Here is an 18,584-nt window from a genome sequence, read left to right on the forward strand (position 1 = left end):
CCATTCGATCAGTAAATCCGGTTTGTCGGACGATTCTCCCAAACAGGTTTGGTGGTAAGCTCGCCGACCATGAATACCTACAGCTCCCGCCCTGTTGTCCTCTGTCTCTCCGGCCACGACCCAAGTGGCGGCGCCGGCCTGCAGGCAGATATCGAAGCCCTGCTCGCCCAAGGCTGTCACGCTGCACCCGCCGTGACTGCCCTGACCGTGCAGGATACCGTCAATGTTTCCGACTTCCGGGTACTCGACCGCGAGTGGGTGCTGGCCCAGGCTAACGCCGTACTGGCCGACTCCACGGTTGCCGCGGTCAAGCTGGGCATGCTTGGCTCGATCGACATGGTCGACACCGTGGCCGAGCTGCTGGCCGCCCACCCGCACCTGCCGCTGGTCTGCGACCCGGTGCTGCGCGCCGGCGGCGGCGGCCGCCTGGGCAAGGATGAAGTAGGCTATGCCCTGCGCGAACGCCTGCTACCGCTGGCGACCATCGCCACGCCGAACCTGCCTGAAGCACGCATTCTCGCCGAACTGCCCGAGGGCAGCGCCGACGCGTGTGCCGAGAAGCTCTTGCCGTTCTGCAAGCACCTGCTGATTACCGGCGGGCACGGCGACGAAGACGAAATCCACAACCGCCTGTACACCCAGAACGGCCAGCAATACACCTGGACCTGCCAGCGCCTGCCAGGCAGCTACCATGGCTCGGGCTGCACCCTGGCCAGCGCCCTGGCCGGCCGCCTGGCCCTGGGCGAGCAGCTGGAAAGTGCCGTACGCAGCGCCCTCGACTACACCTGGCGCACCCTGCGTGACGCCGAGCAGCTGGGCAAAGGCCAGTACGTGCCGCGCCGCCTGCCCCTGGACTTCTGCGCTTGAAACGAGGCTTTCCATGAAGCTACGTGGCCTGTATGCCATTACCGACAGTCAGCTGCTTGCCAGCCGTTTCCTGTCTTATGTCGAAGCGGCGCTGGAAGGCGGCGTGTGCCTGCTGCAATACCGCGACAAAAGCGACGACGCAGCGCGCCGGCTGCGTGAAGCCGAAGCGCTGATGAAGCTGTGCGAGCGCTATGGCACGCGGCTGCTGATCAACGACGACGCCGAACTGGCCGCGCGCCTGGGCGTCGGCGTGCACCTGGGCCAGACCGACGGCCCGCTGACCCCGGCCCGGGCCCTGCTCGGCCGCCAGGCGATCATCGGTTCCACCTGCCACGCCAGCCTCGCGCTGGCCGCCCAGGCCGCCGAGGAAGGTGCCAGCTACGTGGCCTTCGGCCGCTTCTTCAACTCCGTGACCAAGCCCGGCGCGCCTGCCGCCAGTACCGACCTGCTGGAGCAGGCTCGCGCCCAGGTAAAGCTGCCGATCGCGGTGATCGGCGGCATTACCCTCGACAACGCCGCCCCGCTGGTCGCCCATGGCGCCGACCTGCTGGCGGTGATCCACGGCCTGTTCGGTGCCGACAGCGCGCAGGAAGTTACCCGCCGCGCCCGCGCCTTCAACGCCTTGTTCGCATCCTGATTCGAGAGATTCCCATGTCCCGTTCCGAAGCCCTGTTCGCCCAAGCCCAGAAGCACATCCCCGGCGGCGTCAACTCGCCGGTCCGCGCTTTCAAGAGCGTTGGCGGTACGCCGCTGTTCTTCAAGCATGCCGAGGGCGCCTACGTCGTTGACGAGGACGACAAGCGCTATGTCGATTACGTCGGCTCCTGGGGCCCGATGATCCTCGGCCACGGCCACCCCGAGGTGCTGGAGTCGGTGCGCAGGCAGCTGCAGCACGGGCTGTCCTACGGTGCGCCAACGGCCATGGAAACCGAAATGGCCGACCTGGTCTGCTCGATCGTGCCGTCGATGGAAATGGTGCGCATGGTCAGCTCGGGCACCGAAGCCACCATGAGCGCCATCCGCCTGGCCCGTGGCTACACCGGCCGCGATGCCATCATCAAGTTCGAAGGCTGCTACCACGGCCACTCGGACAGCCTGTTGGTAAAAGCCGGCTCCGGCCTGCTGACCCAGGGCGTCCCCAGCTCGGCGGGCGTGCCAGCCGACTTCGCCAAGCACACCCTGACCCTGCCGTTCAACGACATCGCTGCCGTCGAGAAGACCCTGGCCGAAGTTGGCCAGACCGTGGCCTGCATCATTGTCGAGCCAGTGGCCGGCAACATGAACTGCGTGCCACCGGCCCCGGGCTTCCTCGAAGGGCTGCGCGAGCAGTGCGACAAGCATGGCGTGGTGCTGATCTTCGACGAAGTGATGACTGGCTTCCGCGTTTCCCTGGGTGGCGCCCAGGGCCATTACGGCATCACCCCGGACCTGTCCACCTTCGGCAAGATCGTCGGCGGCGGCATGCCGGTCGGCTGCTTCGGCGGCAAGCGTGAAATCATGGGCTGCATCGCCCCGCTGGGCCCGGTCTACCAGGCCGGCACCCTGTCGGGTAACCCGCTGGCCATGGCCGCCGGCCTGACCACCCTGAAGCTGATCAGCCGCCCCGGCTTCCACGCCGAGCTGACCGACTACACCAGCCGCATGCTCGACGGCCTGCAACAGCGCGCCGATGCCGCCGGGGTGCCGTTCGTCACCACCCAGGCCGGTGCCATGTTCGGCCTGTACTTCAGCGGTGCCGACGATATCGTCACCTTCGATGACGTGATGGCCAGCGATGCCGAGCGCTTCAAGCGCTTCTTCCACCTGATGCTCGACGGTGGCGTGTACCTGGCACCGAGCGCGTTCGAGGCAGGCTTCACCTCCATCGCCCATGGCGACAAGGAGTTGCAGATCACCCTGGATGCGGCTGAAAAGGCGTTTGCTGCCCTGAAGTGATGCTTTGCCTGTACCGGGATCTTCGCGGGCTCACCCGCAAAGAGGCCGGTACAGGCAACAATTATTCATGCACAATCAGCTGACTTCCCCAACCAAGCAGAAATTCGAGTAAAACTTTGTAAGGTTGGCGCTGCTTATCCCATAATGTGCCACCAGAGACATTGGCCGCAGCTTTGCAGAGGTAAGTCGATCCCCATGAACCGCACCGGCCGCGCCCTGACCCTGGGCTGCCTGTTGCTTCTTCAGCCCCTGCTGGCCCTGGCGGAGGGCGGTAACTCGTTGCTCATTCCGGCAACGGGGCGCTGCACCTTGAACGTTCAGCCTGAAGACCTGGCAAACGCCCTCAAGGCCTGCGAGCAGACCGCCAGCGCGGGGGACGCCCAGGCGCAGTTCGAACTGGGCGAGTACTACTACACGCAAACCCCCAAGAACCTGGACAAAGCCCTGGACTGGTTCCAGAAAGCCTCGCTGCAAGGCCAGGCCGATGCCCAGTATCGCCTGGGGGCCATGTTCTTCCATGGCGAAGGGGTCAAGGCCAACAATGTGCAGGCGTACATCCTGCTGAAAATGGCCGCGGTCAACGGTGCCGAAGACGCGCTGGACATGGCCGACGAAGTCACCGAGCAAATGCCTCGCGACGACCTGGAGCATGCCACCCAGGTGCTCGGCCAGATTTTCCGCAAATACCTGCTGGAACTGCAGAACGCCGAAGGGCGCACGCCGTTCTCGCCATTGCCCTGACCGCCAGTACGCCAGCATGGGTACACGCGCCCGGTGCAGGGGCGAACATACCCTTGATCGTTTCAGTGCTTTCGCCACTGCCATTCAAGGGTTATTCTTGAGTTCAACTCCATTGCCGTCGAGCGGCTAAAAACGACCTTGAACGCACCCATAGAACCCCATCGTTTCATCCTCGAACCATTCGAGGCCAACCGTTTCGCCAACTTGTGCGGCCAGTTCGACGAGCACCTGCGCCTGATCGAACAGCGCCTGGCCATCGAAATACGCAACCGTGGCAATCAGTTCGAACTGATCGGCGAACCCAAGACAACCTCTGCGGCCGAACAGCTGCTGCGCCGTCTCTACCGTGAGACCAAGGCCACTGACCTTTCGCCGGAAACCGTGCACCTGTACCTGCAGGAGTCGGCCGTCGAGCACATCGACAACCCGGCCGTCAACGAAGTCAGCGTGTCGCTGCGCACCCGCAAGGGCAATATTCGCCCGCGCGGTCTGAACCAGCAGCGCTACGTCAAGGAAATCCTCGCCAACGACATCAACTTCGGCATCGGCCCGGCCGGTACCGGCAAGACGTACCTGGCAGTGGCCTGCGCCGTGGATGCACTGGAGCGCGAGCAGGTGCGCCGTATCCTGCTGGTACGCCCGGCGGTCGAGGCAGGCGAAAAGCTTGGCTTCCTGCCTGGCGACCTGGCGCAGAAGATCGACCCGTACCTGCGCCCGCTGTATGACGCCTTGTACGAAATGCTCGGCTTCGAGCACGTGGCCAAGCTGATCGAGCGCCAGGTCATCGAGATCGCCCCGCTGGCGTACATGCGCGGCCGCACCCTGAACAACAGCTTCATCATCCTCGACGAAAGCCAGAACACCACGCTCGAGCAGATGAAAATGTTCCTGACCCGCATCGGCTTCGGCTCTACCGCGGTGATCACCGGCGACATCACCCAGGTCGACCTGCCCCGTGGCACCAAGTCAGGCCTGGCACACGTCATCGAAGTATTGCGGGACGTGCCGGGTATCAGTTTCACCCACTTCCAGCCCAAAGACGTGGTTCGTCATCCACTGGTGCAGCGTATCGTCGAGGCCTATGACCGCTTCGATGCCCGCCAGGCCAAGCCTGAGGCACCCGGCAAAGATGCTTGAACTCGACATTCAACGGGCCACCGATGCCGCTGCCCCGGGCGACGAGGACTTCCGCCGTTGGTGTGAGCTGGCCTTGCGCCAGCGCAGCGCCGACTCGGAAATGACCATTCGCCTGGTCGACGAAGCCGAAGGCCGTGAGCTGAACCACACCTACCGGCACAAGGACTACGCGACCAACGTGCTGTCGTTCCCTGCCGATGTACCCGATGACCTGCTCGATGTCCCGCTACTGGGCGACCTGGTCATCTGCGTGGCGGTGGTGGAGCGCGAAGCGGCCGAACAAGGCAAGGCGCTGAACGCGCATTGGGCCCACCTGGTCATCCACGGCTGCCTGCACCTGCTTGGCTACGACCACATCGACGATGAGGAAGCCGAGGAGATGGAAGGCCTGGAACGAGAATTGCTGGCAGAACTGGGTCACCCCGACCCCTATGCCGATGATGAAACCGACACCCTCACACACTGATACACGAAGGATCACGAGAACCGCCATGAGCGAAGATCGATCGAGCAACGGGCAGAAGTCCTGGCTGGGTAAACTGACCCAGGCTTTTGCCCATGAGCCGAAAAACCGCCAGGAGCTGCTGGAGCTGCTGCGCGAAGCCCATCAGAACAAACTGCTGGACAGCGAGGCGCTGACCATTGTCGAAGGCGCCATCCAGGTCGCCGACCTGCAGGTGCGCGACATCATGGTCCCGCGCTCGCAGATGATCAGCATCAAGGCCAGCCAGTCGCCGCGCGAATTCCTGCCGGCGGTGATCGACGCCGCGCACTCGCGCTACCCGGTGATCGGCGAAAGCCACGACGATGTGCTCGGGATCCTGCTCGCCAAGGACCTGCTGCCGCTCATCCTCAAAGAGAACGGCGACAGCTTCAATATCAAGGACCTGCTGCGCCCGGCCACCTTCGTGCCCGAGTCCAAGCGCCTGAACGTGCTGTTGCGCGAGTTCCGTGCCAACCACAACCACATGGCCGTGGTCATCGACGAATATGGCGGCGTGGCCGGCCTGGTCACCATCGAGGATGTGCTGGAGCAGATCGTTGGCGATATCGAGGACGAGCACGATGTCGAGGAAGACAGCTACATCAAGCCGCTGCCCAGCGGTGATTTCCTGGTCAAGGCGCTGACCCCGATCGAAAACTTCAACGAGTTCTTCGACAGCGAGTTCTCCGATGACGAGTTCGACACCGTCGGCGGCCTGGTGATGAGTGCCTTTGGCCACCTGCCCAAGCGTAACGAAACCACCGAGATCGGCGCCTACAAGTTCCGTATTCTCAACGCCGACAGCCGGCGGATACACTTGCTGCGCCTGACCCCGATCAACCGTTAAGGACAAACATGCGTTGGATCACCCGCCCCGGCTGGCCCGGTAACCTGCTGGCCCTGGCGGCCGGCGCATCCACCCTCCTGGCCCTGGCACCGTTCGATATCTGGCCGCTGGCCTTGCTATCGATTGCCCTGCTCTACCTGGGCCTGCGCGAGCTCAGCCCGCGCCAGGCCATGTGGCGTGGCTGGTGGTTCGGGTTTGGCCTGTACGGCGCGGGCACCTGGTGGATCTACGTCAGCATGACCACCTACGGCGGCGCTTCGCCGTTGCTGGCGATCGTGCTGTTGTTGGCATTTTTTGCCGCCCTGGCGTGGTTCTTCGCCCTGCCCACCTGGTTGTGGGCGCGCTGGTTGCGGCGCAACGAAGCGCCGCTGGCCGACGCCTTGTGTTTCGCCGCCCTGTGGCTGCTGCAGGAAGCTTTCCGCGGCTGGTTCCTGACCGGTTTTCCCTGGCTCTACGCCGGTTACAGCCAGCTCGACGGGCCGTTGGCAGGCCTTGCCCCGCTGGGTGGCGTATGGCTGGTTTCATTCGCCCTGGCCCTCACTGCCGCCCTGCTGTGCAACCTGCACCGCCTGCGCGCGCGCCCTTCGTTCCTGGCCATTGCCGCGGTGCTGTTGCTGGCGCCCTGGGCCCTGGGCCTGGCACTCAAAGGCCATGCCTGGACCAAGCCGGCTGGCGACCCGCTGAAAGTGGCGGCCATACAGGGCAACGTCGAACAGGACCTGAAATGGGACCCGGCGCACATCGATGCACAACTGGCGCTGTACCGTGACCTGAGCTTCAGTTCCAAGCCAGTGGACCTGCTGGTGTGGCCCGAAACCGCGGTACCGGTGCTCAAGGACCAGGCCCAGGGCTACATCGATGTGATGGGCCGCTTTGCCGCCGAGCGGCATTCGGCGCTGATCACCGGGGTACCGGTACGCGAAGAGGTGCACCACCAGCGCCGCTACTACAACGGTATCACGGTGGCCGGCGAAGGCGATGGCACCTACCTCAAGCAGAAACTGGTGCCGTTTGGCGAGTATGTGCCGCTGCAGGACATGCTGCGTGGCGCCATCGAGTTCTTCAACCTGCCCATGTCGGACTTTGCCCGCGGCCCGGAAGACCAGCCACTGCTGCAGGCCAAGGGTTACCAGATTGCCCCGTACATCTGCTACGAAGTGGTCTACCCGGAATTCGCTGCAGGGCTGGCAGCGCGTAGCGACCTGCTGCTGACCATCAGCAACGACACCTGGTTCGGCACCTCGATCGGCCCGCTGCAGCACCTGCAGATGGCGCAGATGCGTGCGTTGGAAGCCGGCCGCTGGATGATCCGCGCCACCAACAATGGTGTGACCGCGCTGATCGACCCGTTCGGCCGTATCACCACGCAGGTACCACAATTCCAGCAGGCGGTAATGTATGGCGAAGTGGTGCCGATGCAGCAGCTCACGCCTTACCTGCAATGGCGTTCGTGGCCGCTGGCGATTGTCTGCGTGCTGCTGCTGGGCTGGGCATTGCTGGCCGGGCGCATAGCCAAGACCGTCTAACTGGCATTACACGGTCCCTGTAGGAGCGGCCTTGCGTCGCGATGGGCTGCAAAGCAGCCCCGGCAATCTTGAGATAGAGCTGAGATCCGGGGCTGCTGCGCAGCCCATCGCGACACAAGGCCGCTCCTACAAGGAACCGCGCAAACCTGAATTCAATAGAACACCCGGTACCCCACCAGCCCCACCACCTCATTAAGCAACTGCCCGCTCTGCCACATCGCCCGGCTTTCCGGCAGCAACCCGCCGAATGGCCGCGCATGCTCGCGCCCAAGGAACCCCACCGGCGCCGGCACCACCTCGAACCCCGCCTGTTCAAAGCTCCAGCGCGAGCGCTGCATGTGCCAGGCCTGGGTGACCACCACCACACGGCGAATCCCCAGCGGCTGCAGCACCTTGGCCGACAGCTGGGCGTTCTCCCAGGTCGTGCGGCTGGCCTCTTCGCGCCACCTCACCTCGACCGCGAAATCCTCACGCAGGCGATCAGCCATCAACTGCGCCTCGCTCGGCGGCGTGCCGTAGTGCAGCCCGCCACTGGTCAGCACCGGCAAACCCGAAGCCTTGGCCAGCCGCGCGGCAAAGCGCATGCGCTCCAGCGCCGTGGCGGTAGGCTGGTCACCACCGCCCCACGCGGGGTCACCCCGTTCGCGCCCCGCGCCCAGTACCATAATGGCATCTGCCCGGCTGGCCAGCCTCGCCCAGTCGCTGACGGCCAGTGGCGGCTCGGTCTCCAGCACCCGGGCCGTTTCCTGCACCACCAGCGGCAAGCTCATCAGCCACAAGCCACCCAGCCCCACGCCAAAACACAGCGCCGCCAGCCGTGGCCGGCGCGCACGCCACCACCATGCGGCAAGCAGCAACAGGAACAAGATGCCCGGCGGCATCAGCCATTGTTTGATGAAAAATCGTATGGGCATCGGCTACACCTCCTTGGCAGGCGTGCAGCCTAAAAGGATCGGCACCGGTCAACAAGGTAGGGCCAGTGCCGATCGCAAGCTGTATGAATGATGAATGACCGTGGCGCGATGGCCTGCGCCGGGCGCCCTGAACGACTAGCGCTGGCGCAGCGTTCTGGAACTGGCCGCAGTGGCAGCGCGCTTCTGGTCCTTGAGCCAGATAATCTTGGCTGATGCCGGCTCCGCTTGTGGGTAACTGCCGACAGCAGCATTACGGCGCCCCGGAAGGGCTTCCAGGTAGGCCTTGATCACTTCGAACTCTGCGTGGCTGAGGCCACGCAACTCCAGCTCGGCTGGCATCTCGTCGCGCAATCGCACAGAGGTCCTGGCGCTTTCGAGTGCCAGGCCAAGCCGGTCGATCAGGCGCTCGTAAAGCTCCGGTCTGATTGCGGGTAGCTGCGTCTCTCCCATCCGTTCACCTCATTGAAGATAAGAATATCTCCCCCCACACCAGAGCTTAGCGTCGTTGCAAAAAGCAGCCGGGTGCAGCGACCAGCGGCCATTCGCAACGAAGGTTTCCCACGATACGCAGCGCTGCTGTATGCTACGGCGTTCACTCTAAATGACACCGGAGTGCCGGACGCAGCGAGGTTCCGCTGCCTGGAACAAGGTCTCTTCCCTCTCAGCAAAAAGTAGCCATGCACGAACAATACACGCCCCGTGATATCGAAGCCGCCGCCCAGAACTTCTGGGACGAGCAACAATCGTTCGCTGTTACCGAACAGCCAGGCAAGGACACCTACTACTGCCTGTCGATGTTCCCGTACCCGAGCGGCAAGCTACACATGGGCCACGTGCGCAACTACACCATCGGTGACGTGATTGCCCGCTACCAGCGCATGCTGGGCAAGAACGTGCTGCAGCCGATGGGCTGGGACGCTTTCGGCATGCCCGCGGAAAACGCGGCGATGAAGAACAACGTCGCCCCGGCCAAGTGGACGTACGAAAACATCGAGTACATGAAGACCCAGCTCAAGAGCCTGGGCCTGGCCATCGACTGGGCACGTGAAGTGACCACCTGCAAGCCTGACTACTACCGTTGGGAGCAGTGGCTGTTCACCCGCCTGTTCGAGAAAGGCATCATCTACCGCAAGAACGGGACCGTGAACTGGGACCCGGCAGACCAGACCGTACTGGCCAACGAGCAGGTCATCGACGGCCGCGGCTGGCGTTCCGGCGCGCTGATCGAAAAGCGCGAAATCCCGATGTACTACTTCCGCATCACCGACTACGCCGACGAGCTGCTGGAAAGCCTCGACGAACTGCCGGGCTGGCCTGAGCAGGTCAAGACCATGCAGCGCAACTGGATCGGCAAGTCACGCGGCATGGAAGTCCAGTTCCCCTACGACCAGGCCAGCATCGGCCACGCCGGCACGCTCAAGGTCTTCACCACCCGCCCCGACACGCTGATGGGTGCCACCTACGTCGCCGTCGCCGCCGAGCACCCGCTGGCCACCCAGGCTGCCCAGGGCAACCCGGCGCTGCAGGCGTTCATCGAAGAATGCAAGGCCGGCAGCGTTGCCGAAGCCGACATGGCCACCCAGGAGAAGAAGGGCATGGCCACTTCCCTGCTGGTGGAGCACCCGCTGACCGGCGAGAAGCTGCCGGTCTGGGTCGCCAACTACGTGCTCATGCACTATGGCGATGGCGCGGTAATGGCGGTGCCGGCTCACGACGAGCGCGACTTCGAGTTCGCCCACAAGTACAACCTGCCGGTCAAGGCCGTAGTACGCACCAGCGCGGGCGATGAAGTCGGCAACGAGTGGCAGGACGCCTATGGCGAGCACGGCCAACTGATCAACTCCGCCGAGTTCGACGGCCTGGACTTTGCCGGCGCCTTCGACGCCATCGAAGCAGCCCTGATCCGCAAGGACCTGGGCAAATCGCGCACCCAGTTCCGCCTGCGCGACTGGGGTATCAGCCGCCAGCGCTACTGGGGCTGCCCGATCCCGATCATCCACTGCCCGTCCTGCGGCGACGTGCCCGTGCCAGAAGACCAGCTGCCGGTGACCCTGCCGGAGAACGTGGTGCCCGATGGTGCCGGCTCGCCACTGGCGCGCATGCCAGAATTCTACGAGTGCAGCTGCCCGAAATGCGGCGCTGCGGCCAAGCGCGAAACCGACACCATGGACACCTTCGTCGAGTCGTCCTGGTACTTCGCCCGCTACGCCTCGCCGAACTACGAAGGTGGCATGGTCGACCCGAAAGCAGCCAACCACTGGCTGCCGGTCGACCAGTACATCGGCGGTATCGAACACGCCATCCTGCACCTGCTGTATGCGCGCTTCTTCCACAAGCTGATGCGTGACGAAGGCCTGGTCACCTCGAACGAGCCGTTCAAGAACCTGCTGACCCAGGGTATGGTCGTGGCCGAAACCTACTACCGCGTTGCCAGCAACGGCGGCAAGGACTGGTTCAACCCGGCCGATGTCGAGATCGAACGCGATGCCAAGGCCAAGATCATTGGCGCACGCCTGAAGACCGACGGCCTGCCGGTGGAAATCGGCGGCACCGAGAAGATGTCCAAGTCGAAGAACAACGGCGTCGATCCCCAGTCGATGATCGACCAGTACGGCGCCGATACCTGCCGCCTGTTCATGATGTTCGCCTCGCCACCTGACGCGAGCCTGGAATGGTCCGACTCCGGCGTCGAAGGCGCCAGCCGCTTCCTGCGCCGCGTCTGGCGCCTGGCCCAAGCACACGTTGCCCAAGGCCTGCCGGGCAAGCTGGATGTCGCCGCCCTGGACGACGCACAGAAGGTCATTCGCCGCGCCATTCACGCCGCCATCAAGCAGGCCAGCACCGACGTCGGCCAGTTCCACAAATTCAACACCGCCATCGCCCAGGTGATGACCGTGATGAACGTGCTGGAAAAAGCCCCGCAAGCCACGGCGCAAGACCGTGCCCTGCTGCACGAAGGCCTGGAAGCCGTGACCCTGCTGCTGGCGCCGATCACCCCGCACATCTCCCACGAGCTGTGGAAGCAGCTGGGCCATGATCAGGCCGTGATCGACGCTGGCTGGCCAGCAGTCGACGAAGCCGCGCTGGTGCAGGACACCGTCACCCTGGTGGTGCAGGTCAACGGCAAACTGCGTGGGCAGGTCGAAATGCCGGCCGCCTCCAGCCGCGAAGAAATCGAAGCCGCCGCGCGCAGCAACGAGAACGTCCTGCGCTTCATCGACGGCCTGGCCATTCGCAAGGTCATCGTGGTACCGGGCAAGCTGGTCAACATCGTCGCCAACTGATGGCAACGCCCGCCCGCAGCCACTGCGGGCGGGCGGAACAGGCCCACAAGGGAGCAACAACATGATCAAACGCAATTTGCTGGTAATTGGCCTGGCGGTCATGCTCAGCGCCTGCGGTTTCCAGCTGCGCGGTACTGGCACCAACGAGCTGAGCATCAAGGAAATGGACGTCAGTGCGCGTGACGCGTACGGGCCTACCGTGACCGAACTGCGCCAGGTGCTCAAGAACAGCGGCGTCAATGTGCACACCGGTGCGCCGTACCGCCTGGTATTGACCAACGAACAGCAGCGCGAGCGCTCGGCCAGCTACAACAGCGGTAACCGCACTGCCGAGTACGAGCTGACCACCCAGCTCAACTACAGCATCCAGGGCTTGAACAACCTTGAACTGCTGAGTGACAAGCTGGAAGTGCGCAAGGTGTATGTGCGCGATGCCTCGAACATCACCGGTTCCGAGCAGGAAGCTGCCCGTTCCCGCCTGGAAATGCGCCGTGACCTGGTCAACGCCATGGTCGTGCGCCTGCAGCAACTGACCCCGGCCCAGCTGGACGAGCTGCAGCAAAAAGCCGATCAGCGTGCCCAGGCTGAAGCGGCCGCCCTTGAGGCCGCACGCCGCCAGCAGGCGGAAACGCCGCAGCAGTCGCCCCTGGAAGTACCGGGCAACTAAGCCCGTGCGGGGTGCCTTCGGGTGCCCCGCCTACTGCCCATGAAGCTCGCCCCCGCCCAACTCAACAAGCAGCTGCAAGGCGCCTTGGCCCCCGTCTACGTGGTCAGCGGTGACGACCCGCTGCTGTGCCAGGAAGCCGCCGACGCCATCCGCCAAGCTGCGCGCCAGCAAGGTTTCGACGAGCGCCAGGTTTTCAGTGCCGACGCCAACTTCGACTGGGGCACCCTGCTCCAGGCCGGCGCCAGCCTGTCCCTGTTCGCCCAGCGGCGCTTGCTGGAACTTCGCCTGCCCTCGGGCAAGCCGGGTGACAAGGGCGCCGCAGCGCTGATGGAATACTGCGCCAATCCCGCCGAAGACACCTTGCTGCTGGTCAGCCTGCCCAAGCTCGACGGCAGCGCGCAGAAGACCAAGTGGGGCAAGGCCTTGATCGAAGGTGCCCACTGCCAGTTCATCCAGATCTGGCCGGTGGATGCGCACCAACTGCCGCAATGGATCAACCAGCGCCTGCAGCAGGCCGGCCTGTCGGCGCAGCGTGACGCTGTCGACCTGATTGCCGCGCGCGTAGAAGGCAACCTGCTGGCTGCCGCGCAGGAAATCGAAAAGCTCAAGCTGTTGGCCGAAGGCAACCAAATCACCGTCGAAACCGTGCAGTCGGCTGTCGCTGACAGCGCCCGGTTCGACGTTTTCGGGCTGGTAGACGCCATTCTCAACGGTGAAGCTGCACATGCCCTGCGCATGCTCGAAGGCTTGCGCGGTGAGGGGGTCGAGCCCCCGGTGGTTCTCTGGGCGCTGGCGCGTGAGCTGCGCCAGCTCGCCGGGCTGGCCCAGCAATTCAGCCAGGGCGTGCCGCTGGACAAGGCGTTCAGCCAGGCGCGCCCACCGGTCTGGGATAAGCGCCGGCCGTTGGTCAGCAAGGCCCTACAGCGCCTCTCGGCGCAGCGCTGGGCGCAACTGCTGCAGGATGCCCAGCGTATCGATGCGCAAATCAAGGGCCAGGCCGAGGGCTCGCCGTGGACGGGCCTGGCGCGGTTGGCATTGTTGATGGCGGGTCAGCGCCTGGCGCTACCCCCTCTATAACGGTCACAGGCCCTATCGCTGGCAAGCCAGCCACAGGGTGCGCGTCAGGGCTGTCGGTGTCTGCCACAAGTTATGCAGCGCCTGTGAGATCGAGCGCCGCCCGCGCGGCGCAATCGCGAGCTGCGCTCGCTCCTACGTTTGTTTCGGGCCAGTAACGCCTGTGACAGGCGCGCGCGGCCGCCTTGTTTGTACGGCGCGATATTGAGGCATGCACCAAGGCGTTCGCGCGCGAATCCCACAGGAATAATTGGCCCGAAACAAACGTAGGAGCGAGCGCAGCTCGCGATTGCGCCGCGCGGGCGGCGCTCGCTCTAACAGGCGCTGCCATACCTTGTGGCAAACACCTGTCAGCCCTAAGGCGATCCCTGTGTGGCTTGCCAGCGATAGGGCCTGTGAACCATATACACAATCAATTGGCCCACATCGCCCCTGGGCCCTAAAGTGCGCCCCGAAACCCACCCACCACGGGAACCCCGCCATGAGCAAAAAGCCGAAAAAGCACGGCCCCAACAAGGCCAAGTCGATCATTGCCCAACCGCTGTTCCGCTGCCGCCAGGAACAACCGGAAAAAGGCAAAGGCAGCTACCGCCGCGAAGCCTTCCAATCGAGAGGTTGGGAGGCTTCCTACTTTTTGGCGGCATGAAAGCATCGCGGGCGCAGGCATGATATGGTCAGCACCTGACCTGCAATTCTGGATCTGTGCATGCTCTTCCGTCTTTCTCCCCGTTGGGAAACCCGCCAGCTGATCGCGGCCTCCAGCTTCATCCTGCTGGTTGCCTGCGCGGAAAAACCTACCGCCGCCGACGCGCTGCCGCTGGCCCCTGCGCAACCTGCGCCCGTGGTAACCGTGCCCGGTGCAACGCCAGACGCCAGCACTGAAATCCAGCCTTTGCAAACCTTCGCCCAGTGGCAAGCGGGTTTCCGCGAACAAGCCTTGCAAGCAGGTATTTCGCCCAGCATCTTCGACCGCGCCTTCCTCGGGGTTACCCCCGACATGGACGTGATCAAGGCCGACCGCAGCCAGCCTGAGTTCAGCCGCCCGGTGTGGGAATACCTCGAAGGCGCGCTGTCCCCTTTGCGCGTGCGCAATGGCAAGCGGTTGCTGGATCAGAACGCCGAACTGCTGACCCGCATCGAGCAACGCTATGGCGTTGACCGCCAGGTGCTGGTGGCGGTGTGGGGCATGGAGAGCAATTTCGGCCAGTTCCAGGGCAACAAGTCGGTAATCCGCTCGCTGGCGACCCTGGCCTATGAAGGCCGTCGCCCGCAGTTCGCCCAGGACCAGCTGATCGCCGCCCTGCAGATCATCCAGCATGGCGACATCCAGCCTGAGGCCATGCGTGGCTCGTGGGCTGGCGCCATGGGCCAGACCCAGTTCATCCCGACCACCTACAACACCCATGCCGTGGACTTTGACGGCGACGGCCGCCGCGACATCTGGAACAGCACCCCCGACGCCCTGGCCTCGACCGCGCACTACCTGCAAAGCTCGGGTTGGAAGCGTGGCCAACCGTGGGGCTTCGAGGTGCAGGTACCGCCAGGTTTCGATTTCTGGCAGGCCGATGGCGCGTTGCGCAGGCCGGTGAGCGAGTGGCTGGCAATGGGTGTGAAGCTGCCAACCGGTACCCAATTGCCAGCGGGCAGCAACCAGCTGTCTGCCGCGTTGCTGTTGCCAGCAGGCGCGCGTGGCCCGGCGTTCCTGGTACTGGATAACTTCCGCGCCATCCTCAAGTACAACAACTCATCGTCCTATGCACTGGCGGTGAGCCTGCTGGCCGACCGCTTCAGCGGCTGGGGCTTCATTGCCGGCAGCTGGCCGAAGGAAGACTTGCCGCTGAGCCGCAGCGAACGCGTGGAGTTGCAGAACCTGCTCAATGGCCGTGGGTATGATGCGGGCAATGCCGATGGCATTATCGGCGCCAACACCCGCAAGGCCATACGCAATGCCCAGCAAGGGCTGGGGTGGCCGGCGGATGGTTACCCGACCCATAAGCTGCTTGAGAGCCTGCGTAGCCAGTGAGGTAGCTGGGGGTTGCGGTACGTTGGTGTAACGCGATCCCTGTAGGAGCGGCCTTGTGTCGCGAAAGGGCTGCTGCAAAGCAGCCCCGCCTATCTCAAGCCTTGAACACATCCTGCTCCAACACCAAGCTCTGCTGAACACTGTCCAGCCGTACCCGAGCCCCCAGCGGCAAGCACACATTCGGGTCGCAATGCCCACTGCGCCACCCCGCCAGCACCGGCACGCCGAAGGGCCCGAAAGTTTCCTCCAGCAATGGCGTCAACGCCGCCGTGGTAATCCCGGCAAAATCCCCTACCAGCACGCCTTTCACGCCCGCCAGCTTGCCCGCCAGGCGCAACTGCGTCAGTAGCCGGTCTACCCGGTACAGCGGCTCGTTGACGTCTTCGATAAACAGGATGCAGCCCTCGGTATCCAGCTCGGCCACGGTGCCAAGCGTCGCGCCCAGCATCGACAGGTTGCCACCCAGCAAACGCCCGCTGGCAACCCCCGGCATCACCGTGCTCATGGCATAGCCCGCTGGGTGGGCAATCTGCTCCCCTGCGCGCACATGCCCACCCAGCTGGGCCAGCAAAGACGACTCGGTCGGCGGCAGCTTGCCGCCGAGCAAGTCGGCATTGAGCATCCCCCCATGGAACGTGATCAGCCCGGCATGCCGATAAAGGGCCGTATGCAGCGCCGTGATATCGCTGTAGCCAATCAGCGGCTTGGGGTTGCGCCGTATCAGCTGGAAATCCAGCTGGTCGAGCAGGCGCATGCTGCCGTAACCGCCGCGCATGCACAGGATGGCGTCGATGCCCGGGTCGGCAAAGGCATCGTGCAGGTCCTGCAGCCGCTGCTGGTCCGGGCCTGCCAGGTAACCCTGAGCCTGCAGGGCACCTGGGTAAATGCGGCAACGGTAGCCACGATCAGCGAACCACTGGTTGACCTTGTGCGTATCCAGCCGCGCCGAGCCCGCCGGCGCGATGATAGCGAAGCAGGTGTCCTGCAAGATCGCCTTGGGCAAATGTACGGGAAGGGTATCGACACAATTCATCATGCAGCTCCAGGCATCTTGTCGCTTGTAGCTTATGGCTTGTCGCCGGCAAAAAAAATGCCGATGCTGCCCTTTCGGCAAGCATCGGCATTTGAGTTTCAGCCAGGCTCAGAGCTTGATCTTGGCTTCGTGGGCCTGCTGGTCGGCATGGTACGAAGAGCGCACCAGCGGGCCGGAAGCCACGTTCTTGAAGCCCATCTTGTAGCCTTCCTCGGCGAACCAGGCAAAGGTGTCGGGGTGCACGAAACGCTGCACCGGCAGGTGGCTGCGCGACGGTTGCAGGTACTGACCGAGGGTAAGCATGTCGATGTCATGCTCACGCATGCGGTGCATCACTTCGATCACTTCTTCGTCGGTTTCACCCAGGCCCAGCATCAGGCCCGACTTGGTGGGTACATGCGGCACCAACTGCTTGAACTTCTGCAACAGGTCCAGCGACCAGTCGTAGTCAGAGCCCGGGCGCGCGGCCTTGTACAGGCGCGGCACGGTTTCGAGGTTGTGGTTGAACACATCCGGCGGCTCTTGCGCAGTGATTTCCAGTGCCACGTCCATACGCCCGCGGTAGTCCGGCACCAGGGTTTCCAGTTGCACGCCTGGCGACAGCGCGCGGATTTCGCGGATGCAGTCGGCAAAGTGCTGGGCACCACCGTCACGCAGGTCGTCGCGGTCTACCGAAGTGATCACCACGTACTTCAGGCGCAGGTCAGCGATGGCGACCGCCAGGTTTTTCGGCTCGTCCAGGTCCAGCGGCTTCGGCCGGCCGTGGCCTACGTCGCAGAACGGGCAACGACGGGTGCAGATGTCACCCATGATCATGAAGGTGGCGGTGCCGCCAGAGAAGCACTCACCCAGGTTCGGGCAGGAAGCTTCCTCGCACACGCTGTGCAGCTTGTGCTTGCGCAGCAGTTGCTTGATGCGGTCGACCTCCGGCGAGACTGGGATACGCACGCGAATCCAGTCGGGCTTTTTCGGCAACTCGTCGGTCGGGATGATTTTCACCGGGATGCGCGCCACCTTCTCGGCGCCACGCAGCTTGACCCCGGCTTCCACCTTCTTCGGCGCTGGGCGCGGGGTGGCATCCTGGGTAGGTATCAGGTTGGGCACGGCTTCTTGCACAGTTGTCATATTCAGTCGATTCCGCCCGTGAGGGTCGTCTGCTCAGCGTAGTCGAGGTGCTTGACCAGCTGTCCGCGCAGCCTTGTCCTGACCTCGTCGAGTTCGATCGGGCCTGCCAGGTCACGTAGCTGGGTCATCGCCAGCCCCGCATAACCGCAGGGGTTGATTCGGCGGAATGGCGCAAGGTCCATGTCCACGTTCAGGGCAAGGCCGTGAAACGAACGGCCGTTGCGAATTCGCAGGCCGAGGGAGGCGATTTTCGCTCCATCGACATAGACGCCCGGCGCATCGGGCTTGGCTGAAGCCTGCACGCCATAGCTGGCCAGCAGGTCGATGAGGGTCTGCTCGATACGGCTGACCAGCTCACGTACACCAAAACCCAGCCGGCGTACATCCAGCAGCAGGTAGGCCACCAACTGCCCGGGGCCATGGTAGGTCACCTGGCCGCCGCGGTCGGTCTGCACCACCGGGATGTCACCCGGCACCAGCAGGTGCTCGGCCTTGCCGGCCTGGCCCTGGGTAAAGACCGCAGGGTGCTCGACCAGCCAGATTTCATCCTGGCTGGCCGGGCTGCGCTGCTCGGTGAAGCGCCGCATGGCCTCCAGCACCGGTTGGTAGGGCTGCAGGCCAAGCTCGCGAAAACCGAGGCAGGCGGGCATCAGAGCACCATTTTCACGATACCGGTAGCGCGCAGGGCGCTGTTGATATCGTGCAGCTGGTTCTCGCTTTCGGCAACGATGTGCAGTTGCACGGTGGTGTACTTGCCTTCCTTGCTCTGGCGTTCGGCCAGGGTGGAAAGGTCGACTTTGGCGTGCTTGCTGAGAATCTCGATAACCGTGTCCTTGAAGCCGACAACGGTGTCACCGATGACTTTGATCGGGTAATCGGCGCAAGGGAATTCGATCTTGTGCGACTTGACGTCTGGTTCGCTCATGG

The 18,584-nt window shown here is 63.9% G+C and carries 19 protein-coding genes; 13 read left to right on the forward strand and 6 right to left on the reverse strand.

Going from position 1 to position 18,584, the window contains the following annotated elements:
• Positions 1 to 69: 69 nt before the first annotated feature.
• The 8 genes from AACG97_RS24835 (at position 70) to lnt (ending at position 7,537) form a co-directional block, all read left to right on the forward strand.
• Positions 70 to 867 (forward strand): hydroxymethylpyrimidine/phosphomethylpyrimidine kinase, encoded by a 798-nt coding sequence (locus tag AACG97_RS24835; protein ID WP_029884760.1) that lies wholly within the window; start codon positions 70 to 72, stop codon positions 865 to 867.
• A 13-nt stretch (positions 868 to 880) separates the two neighbouring features.
• Positions 881 to 1,504 (forward strand): thiamine phosphate synthase, encoded by a 624-nt coding sequence (thiE, locus tag AACG97_RS24840; protein WP_047150150.1) that lies wholly within the window; start codon positions 881 to 883, stop codon positions 1,502 to 1,504.
• A 14-nt stretch (positions 1,505 to 1,518) separates the two neighbouring features.
• Entirely contained in the window at positions 1,519 to 2,802 is a 1,284-nt protein-coding gene (gene hemL, locus AACG97_RS24845; RefSeq protein WP_009685400.1) for a glutamate-1-semialdehyde 2,1-aminomutase, read from the forward strand.
• Between the two features lie 195 nt (positions 2,803 to 2,997).
• Complete coding sequence (locus AACG97_RS24850; protein ID WP_009685399.1) at positions 2,998 to 3,543, forward strand: tetratricopeptide repeat protein; 546 nt, start codon at positions 2,998 to 3,000, stop codon at positions 3,541 to 3,543.
• A gap of 138 nt (positions 3,544 to 3,681) precedes the next feature.
• On the forward strand, positions 3,682 to 4,680 hold the full coding sequence (locus AACG97_RS24855) for a PhoH family protein (protein WP_009685398.1): 999 nt from the start codon (positions 3,682 to 3,684) through the stop codon (positions 4,678 to 4,680).
• Positions 4,673 to 5,146: an rRNA maturation RNase YbeY gene (gene ybeY / locus AACG97_RS24860; protein WP_115294839.1), complete on the forward strand. Its 474-nt coding sequence runs from the start codon at positions 4,673 to 4,675 to the stop codon at positions 5,144 to 5,146. The genes AACG97_RS24855 and ybeY overlap by 8 nt, the downstream gene beginning before the upstream one ends.
• 25 nt (positions 5,147 to 5,171) lie before the next feature.
• Positions 5,172 to 6,011, forward strand: coding sequence for an HlyC/CorC family transporter (locus AACG97_RS24865; RefSeq protein WP_009685396.1), 840 nt, complete (start codon positions 5,172 to 5,174; stop codon positions 6,009 to 6,011).
• Positions 6,012 to 6,019: 8 nt separating this feature from the next.
• Entirely contained in the window at positions 6,020 to 7,537 is a 1,518-nt protein-coding gene (gene lnt / locus AACG97_RS24870; protein ID WP_009685395.1) for an apolipoprotein N-acyltransferase, read from the forward strand.
• 152 nt (positions 7,538 to 7,689) lie between these two features.
• Here lnt and AACG97_RS24875 read toward each other — a convergent pair whose 3' ends face one another.
• Positions 7,690 to 8,451: a YdcF family protein gene (locus AACG97_RS24875; RefSeq protein WP_197886667.1), complete on the reverse strand. Its 762-nt coding sequence runs from the start codon at positions 8,449 to 8,451 to the stop codon at positions 7,690 to 7,692.
• Positions 8,452 to 8,586: 135 nt separating this feature from the next.
• The gene (locus AACG97_RS24880) at positions 8,587 to 8,901 is read right to left on the reverse strand and encodes a hypothetical protein (protein ID WP_009685393.1); all 315 of its coding nucleotides are present in this window, start codon (positions 8,899 to 8,901) and stop codon (positions 8,587 to 8,589) included.
• A 227-nt stretch (positions 8,902 to 9,128) separates the two neighbouring features.
• Here AACG97_RS24880 and leuS point away from each other — a divergent pair, with 227 nt between their 5' ends.
• The 5 genes from leuS to AACG97_RS24905 all read left to right on the forward strand — a co-directional run bounded on the left by leuS (position 9,129) and on the right by AACG97_RS24905 (position 15,499).
• Complete coding sequence (gene leuS / locus AACG97_RS24885; RefSeq protein ID WP_125855114.1) at positions 9,129 to 11,735, forward strand: leucine--tRNA ligase; 2,607 nt, start codon at positions 9,129 to 9,131, stop codon at positions 11,733 to 11,735.
• A gap of 61 nt (positions 11,736 to 11,796) precedes the next feature.
• Complete coding sequence (locus AACG97_RS24890) at positions 11,797 to 12,402, forward strand: LPS-assembly lipoprotein LptE (RefSeq protein WP_009685391.1); 606 nt, start codon at positions 11,797 to 11,799, stop codon at positions 12,400 to 12,402.
• 39 nt (positions 12,403 to 12,441) lie between these two features.
• Positions 12,442 to 13,479, forward strand: coding sequence for a DNA polymerase III subunit delta (gene holA, locus AACG97_RS24895; protein ID WP_125855113.1), 1,038 nt, complete (start codon positions 12,442 to 12,444; stop codon positions 13,477 to 13,479).
• Between the two features lie 478 nt (positions 13,480 to 13,957).
• Entirely contained in the window at positions 13,958 to 14,122 is a 165-nt protein-coding gene (gene arfA, locus AACG97_RS24900) for an alternative ribosome rescue factor ArfA (RefSeq protein ID WP_125855443.1), read from the forward strand.
• A 60-nt stretch (positions 14,123 to 14,182) separates the two neighbouring features.
• Positions 14,183 to 15,499: a lytic murein transglycosylase gene (locus AACG97_RS24905; protein WP_009685837.1), complete on the forward strand. Its 1,317-nt coding sequence runs from the start codon at positions 14,183 to 14,185 to the stop codon at positions 15,497 to 15,499.
• Positions 15,500 to 15,593: 94 nt separating this feature from the next.
• On the opposite strand, the gene AACG97_RS24910 is transcribed toward AACG97_RS24905, so the two are convergent.
• From AACG97_RS24910 to AACG97_RS24925, 4 genes are all read right to left on the reverse strand, one after another.
• Entirely contained in the window at positions 15,594 to 16,532 is a 939-nt protein-coding gene (locus AACG97_RS24910) for a S66 peptidase family protein (protein WP_047149544.1), read from the reverse strand.
• Positions 16,533 to 16,640: 108 nt separating this feature from the next.
• The gene (gene lipA, locus AACG97_RS24915; protein WP_009685834.1) at positions 16,641 to 17,657 is read right to left on the reverse strand and encodes a lipoyl synthase; all 1,017 of its coding nucleotides are present in this window, start codon (positions 17,655 to 17,657) and stop codon (positions 16,641 to 16,643) included.
• A gap of 2 nt (positions 17,658 to 17,659) precedes the next feature.
• The gene (gene lipB, locus AACG97_RS24920; protein ID WP_009685833.1) at positions 17,660 to 18,307 is read right to left on the reverse strand and encodes a lipoyl(octanoyl) transferase LipB; all 648 of its coding nucleotides are present in this window, start codon (positions 18,305 to 18,307) and stop codon (positions 17,660 to 17,662) included.
• A complete protein-coding gene (locus tag AACG97_RS24925; protein ID WP_009685832.1) occupies positions 18,307 to 18,582 on the reverse strand; it encodes a DUF493 domain-containing protein in 276 nt (91 codons plus the stop codon). The genes lipB and AACG97_RS24925 overlap by 1 nt, the downstream gene beginning before the upstream one ends.
• Positions 18,583 to 18,584 lie beyond the last annotated feature (2 nt).

Origin of the sequence: Pseudomonas sp. Nvir, from assembly GCF_963778085.1 — a bacterium.
In the GTDB taxonomy this organism is placed as follows: Bacteria; Pseudomonadota; Gammaproteobacteria; order Pseudomonadales; family Pseudomonadaceae; genus Aquipseudomonas; species Aquipseudomonas juntendi.

Excerpts from the sequence above, each read along its gene's own strand:
- AACG97_RS24835 (WP_029884760.1), top strand. The coding sequence starts at position 70 with ATGAATACCTACAGCTCCCGCCCTGTTGTCCTCTGTCTCTCCGGCCAC.
- thiE (WP_047150150.1), top strand. The coding sequence starts at position 881 with ATGAAGCTACGTGGCCTGTATGCCATTACCGACAGTCAGCTGCTTGCC.
- hemL (WP_009685400.1), top strand. The coding sequence starts at position 1,519 with ATGTCCCGTTCCGAAGCCCTGTTCGCCCAAGCCCAGAAGCACATCCCC.
- AACG97_RS24850 (WP_009685399.1), top strand. The coding sequence starts at position 2,998 with ATGAACCGCACCGGCCGCGCCCTGACCCTGGGCTGCCTGTTGCTTCTT.
- ybeY (WP_115294839.1), top strand. The coding sequence starts at position 4,673 with ATGCTTGAACTCGACATTCAACGGGCCACCGATGCCGCTGCCCCGGGC.
- AACG97_RS24865 (WP_009685396.1), top strand. The coding sequence starts at position 5,172 with ATGAGCGAAGATCGATCGAGCAACGGGCAGAAGTCCTGGCTGGGTAAA.
- lnt (WP_009685395.1), top strand. The coding sequence starts at position 6,020 with ATGCGTTGGATCACCCGCCCCGGCTGGCCCGGTAACCTGCTGGCCCTG.
- AACG97_RS24875 (WP_197886667.1), bottom strand. The coding sequence starts at position 8,451 with ATGCCCATACGATTTTTCATCAAACAATGGCTGATGCCGCCGGGCATC.
- AACG97_RS24880 (WP_009685393.1), bottom strand. The coding sequence starts at position 8,901 with ATGGGAGAGACGCAGCTACCCGCAATCAGACCGGAGCTTTACGAGCGC.
- leuS (WP_125855114.1), top strand. The coding sequence starts at position 9,129 with ATGCACGAACAATACACGCCCCGTGATATCGAAGCCGCCGCCCAGAAC.
- AACG97_RS24890 (WP_009685391.1), top strand. The coding sequence starts at position 11,797 with ATGATCAAACGCAATTTGCTGGTAATTGGCCTGGCGGTCATGCTCAGC.
- holA (WP_125855113.1), top strand. The coding sequence starts at position 12,442 with ATGAAGCTCGCCCCCGCCCAACTCAACAAGCAGCTGCAAGGCGCCTTG.
- arfA (WP_125855443.1), top strand. The coding sequence starts at position 13,958 with ATGAGCAAAAAGCCGAAAAAGCACGGCCCCAACAAGGCCAAGTCGATC.
- AACG97_RS24905 (WP_009685837.1), top strand. The coding sequence starts at position 14,183 with ATGCTCTTCCGTCTTTCTCCCCGTTGGGAAACCCGCCAGCTGATCGCG.
- AACG97_RS24910 (WP_047149544.1), bottom strand. The coding sequence starts at position 16,532 with ATGAATTGTGTCGATACCCTTCCCGTACATTTGCCCAAGGCGATCTTG.
- lipA (WP_009685834.1), bottom strand. The coding sequence starts at position 17,657 with ATGACAACTGTGCAAGAAGCCGTGCCCAACCTGATACCTACCCAGGAT.
- lipB (WP_009685833.1), bottom strand. The coding sequence starts at position 18,307 with ATGCCCGCCTGCCTCGGTTTTCGCGAGCTTGGCCTGCAGCCCTACCAA.
- AACG97_RS24925 (WP_009685832.1), bottom strand. The coding sequence starts at position 18,582 with ATGAGCGAACCAGACGTCAAGTCGCACAAGATCGAATTCCCTTGCGCC.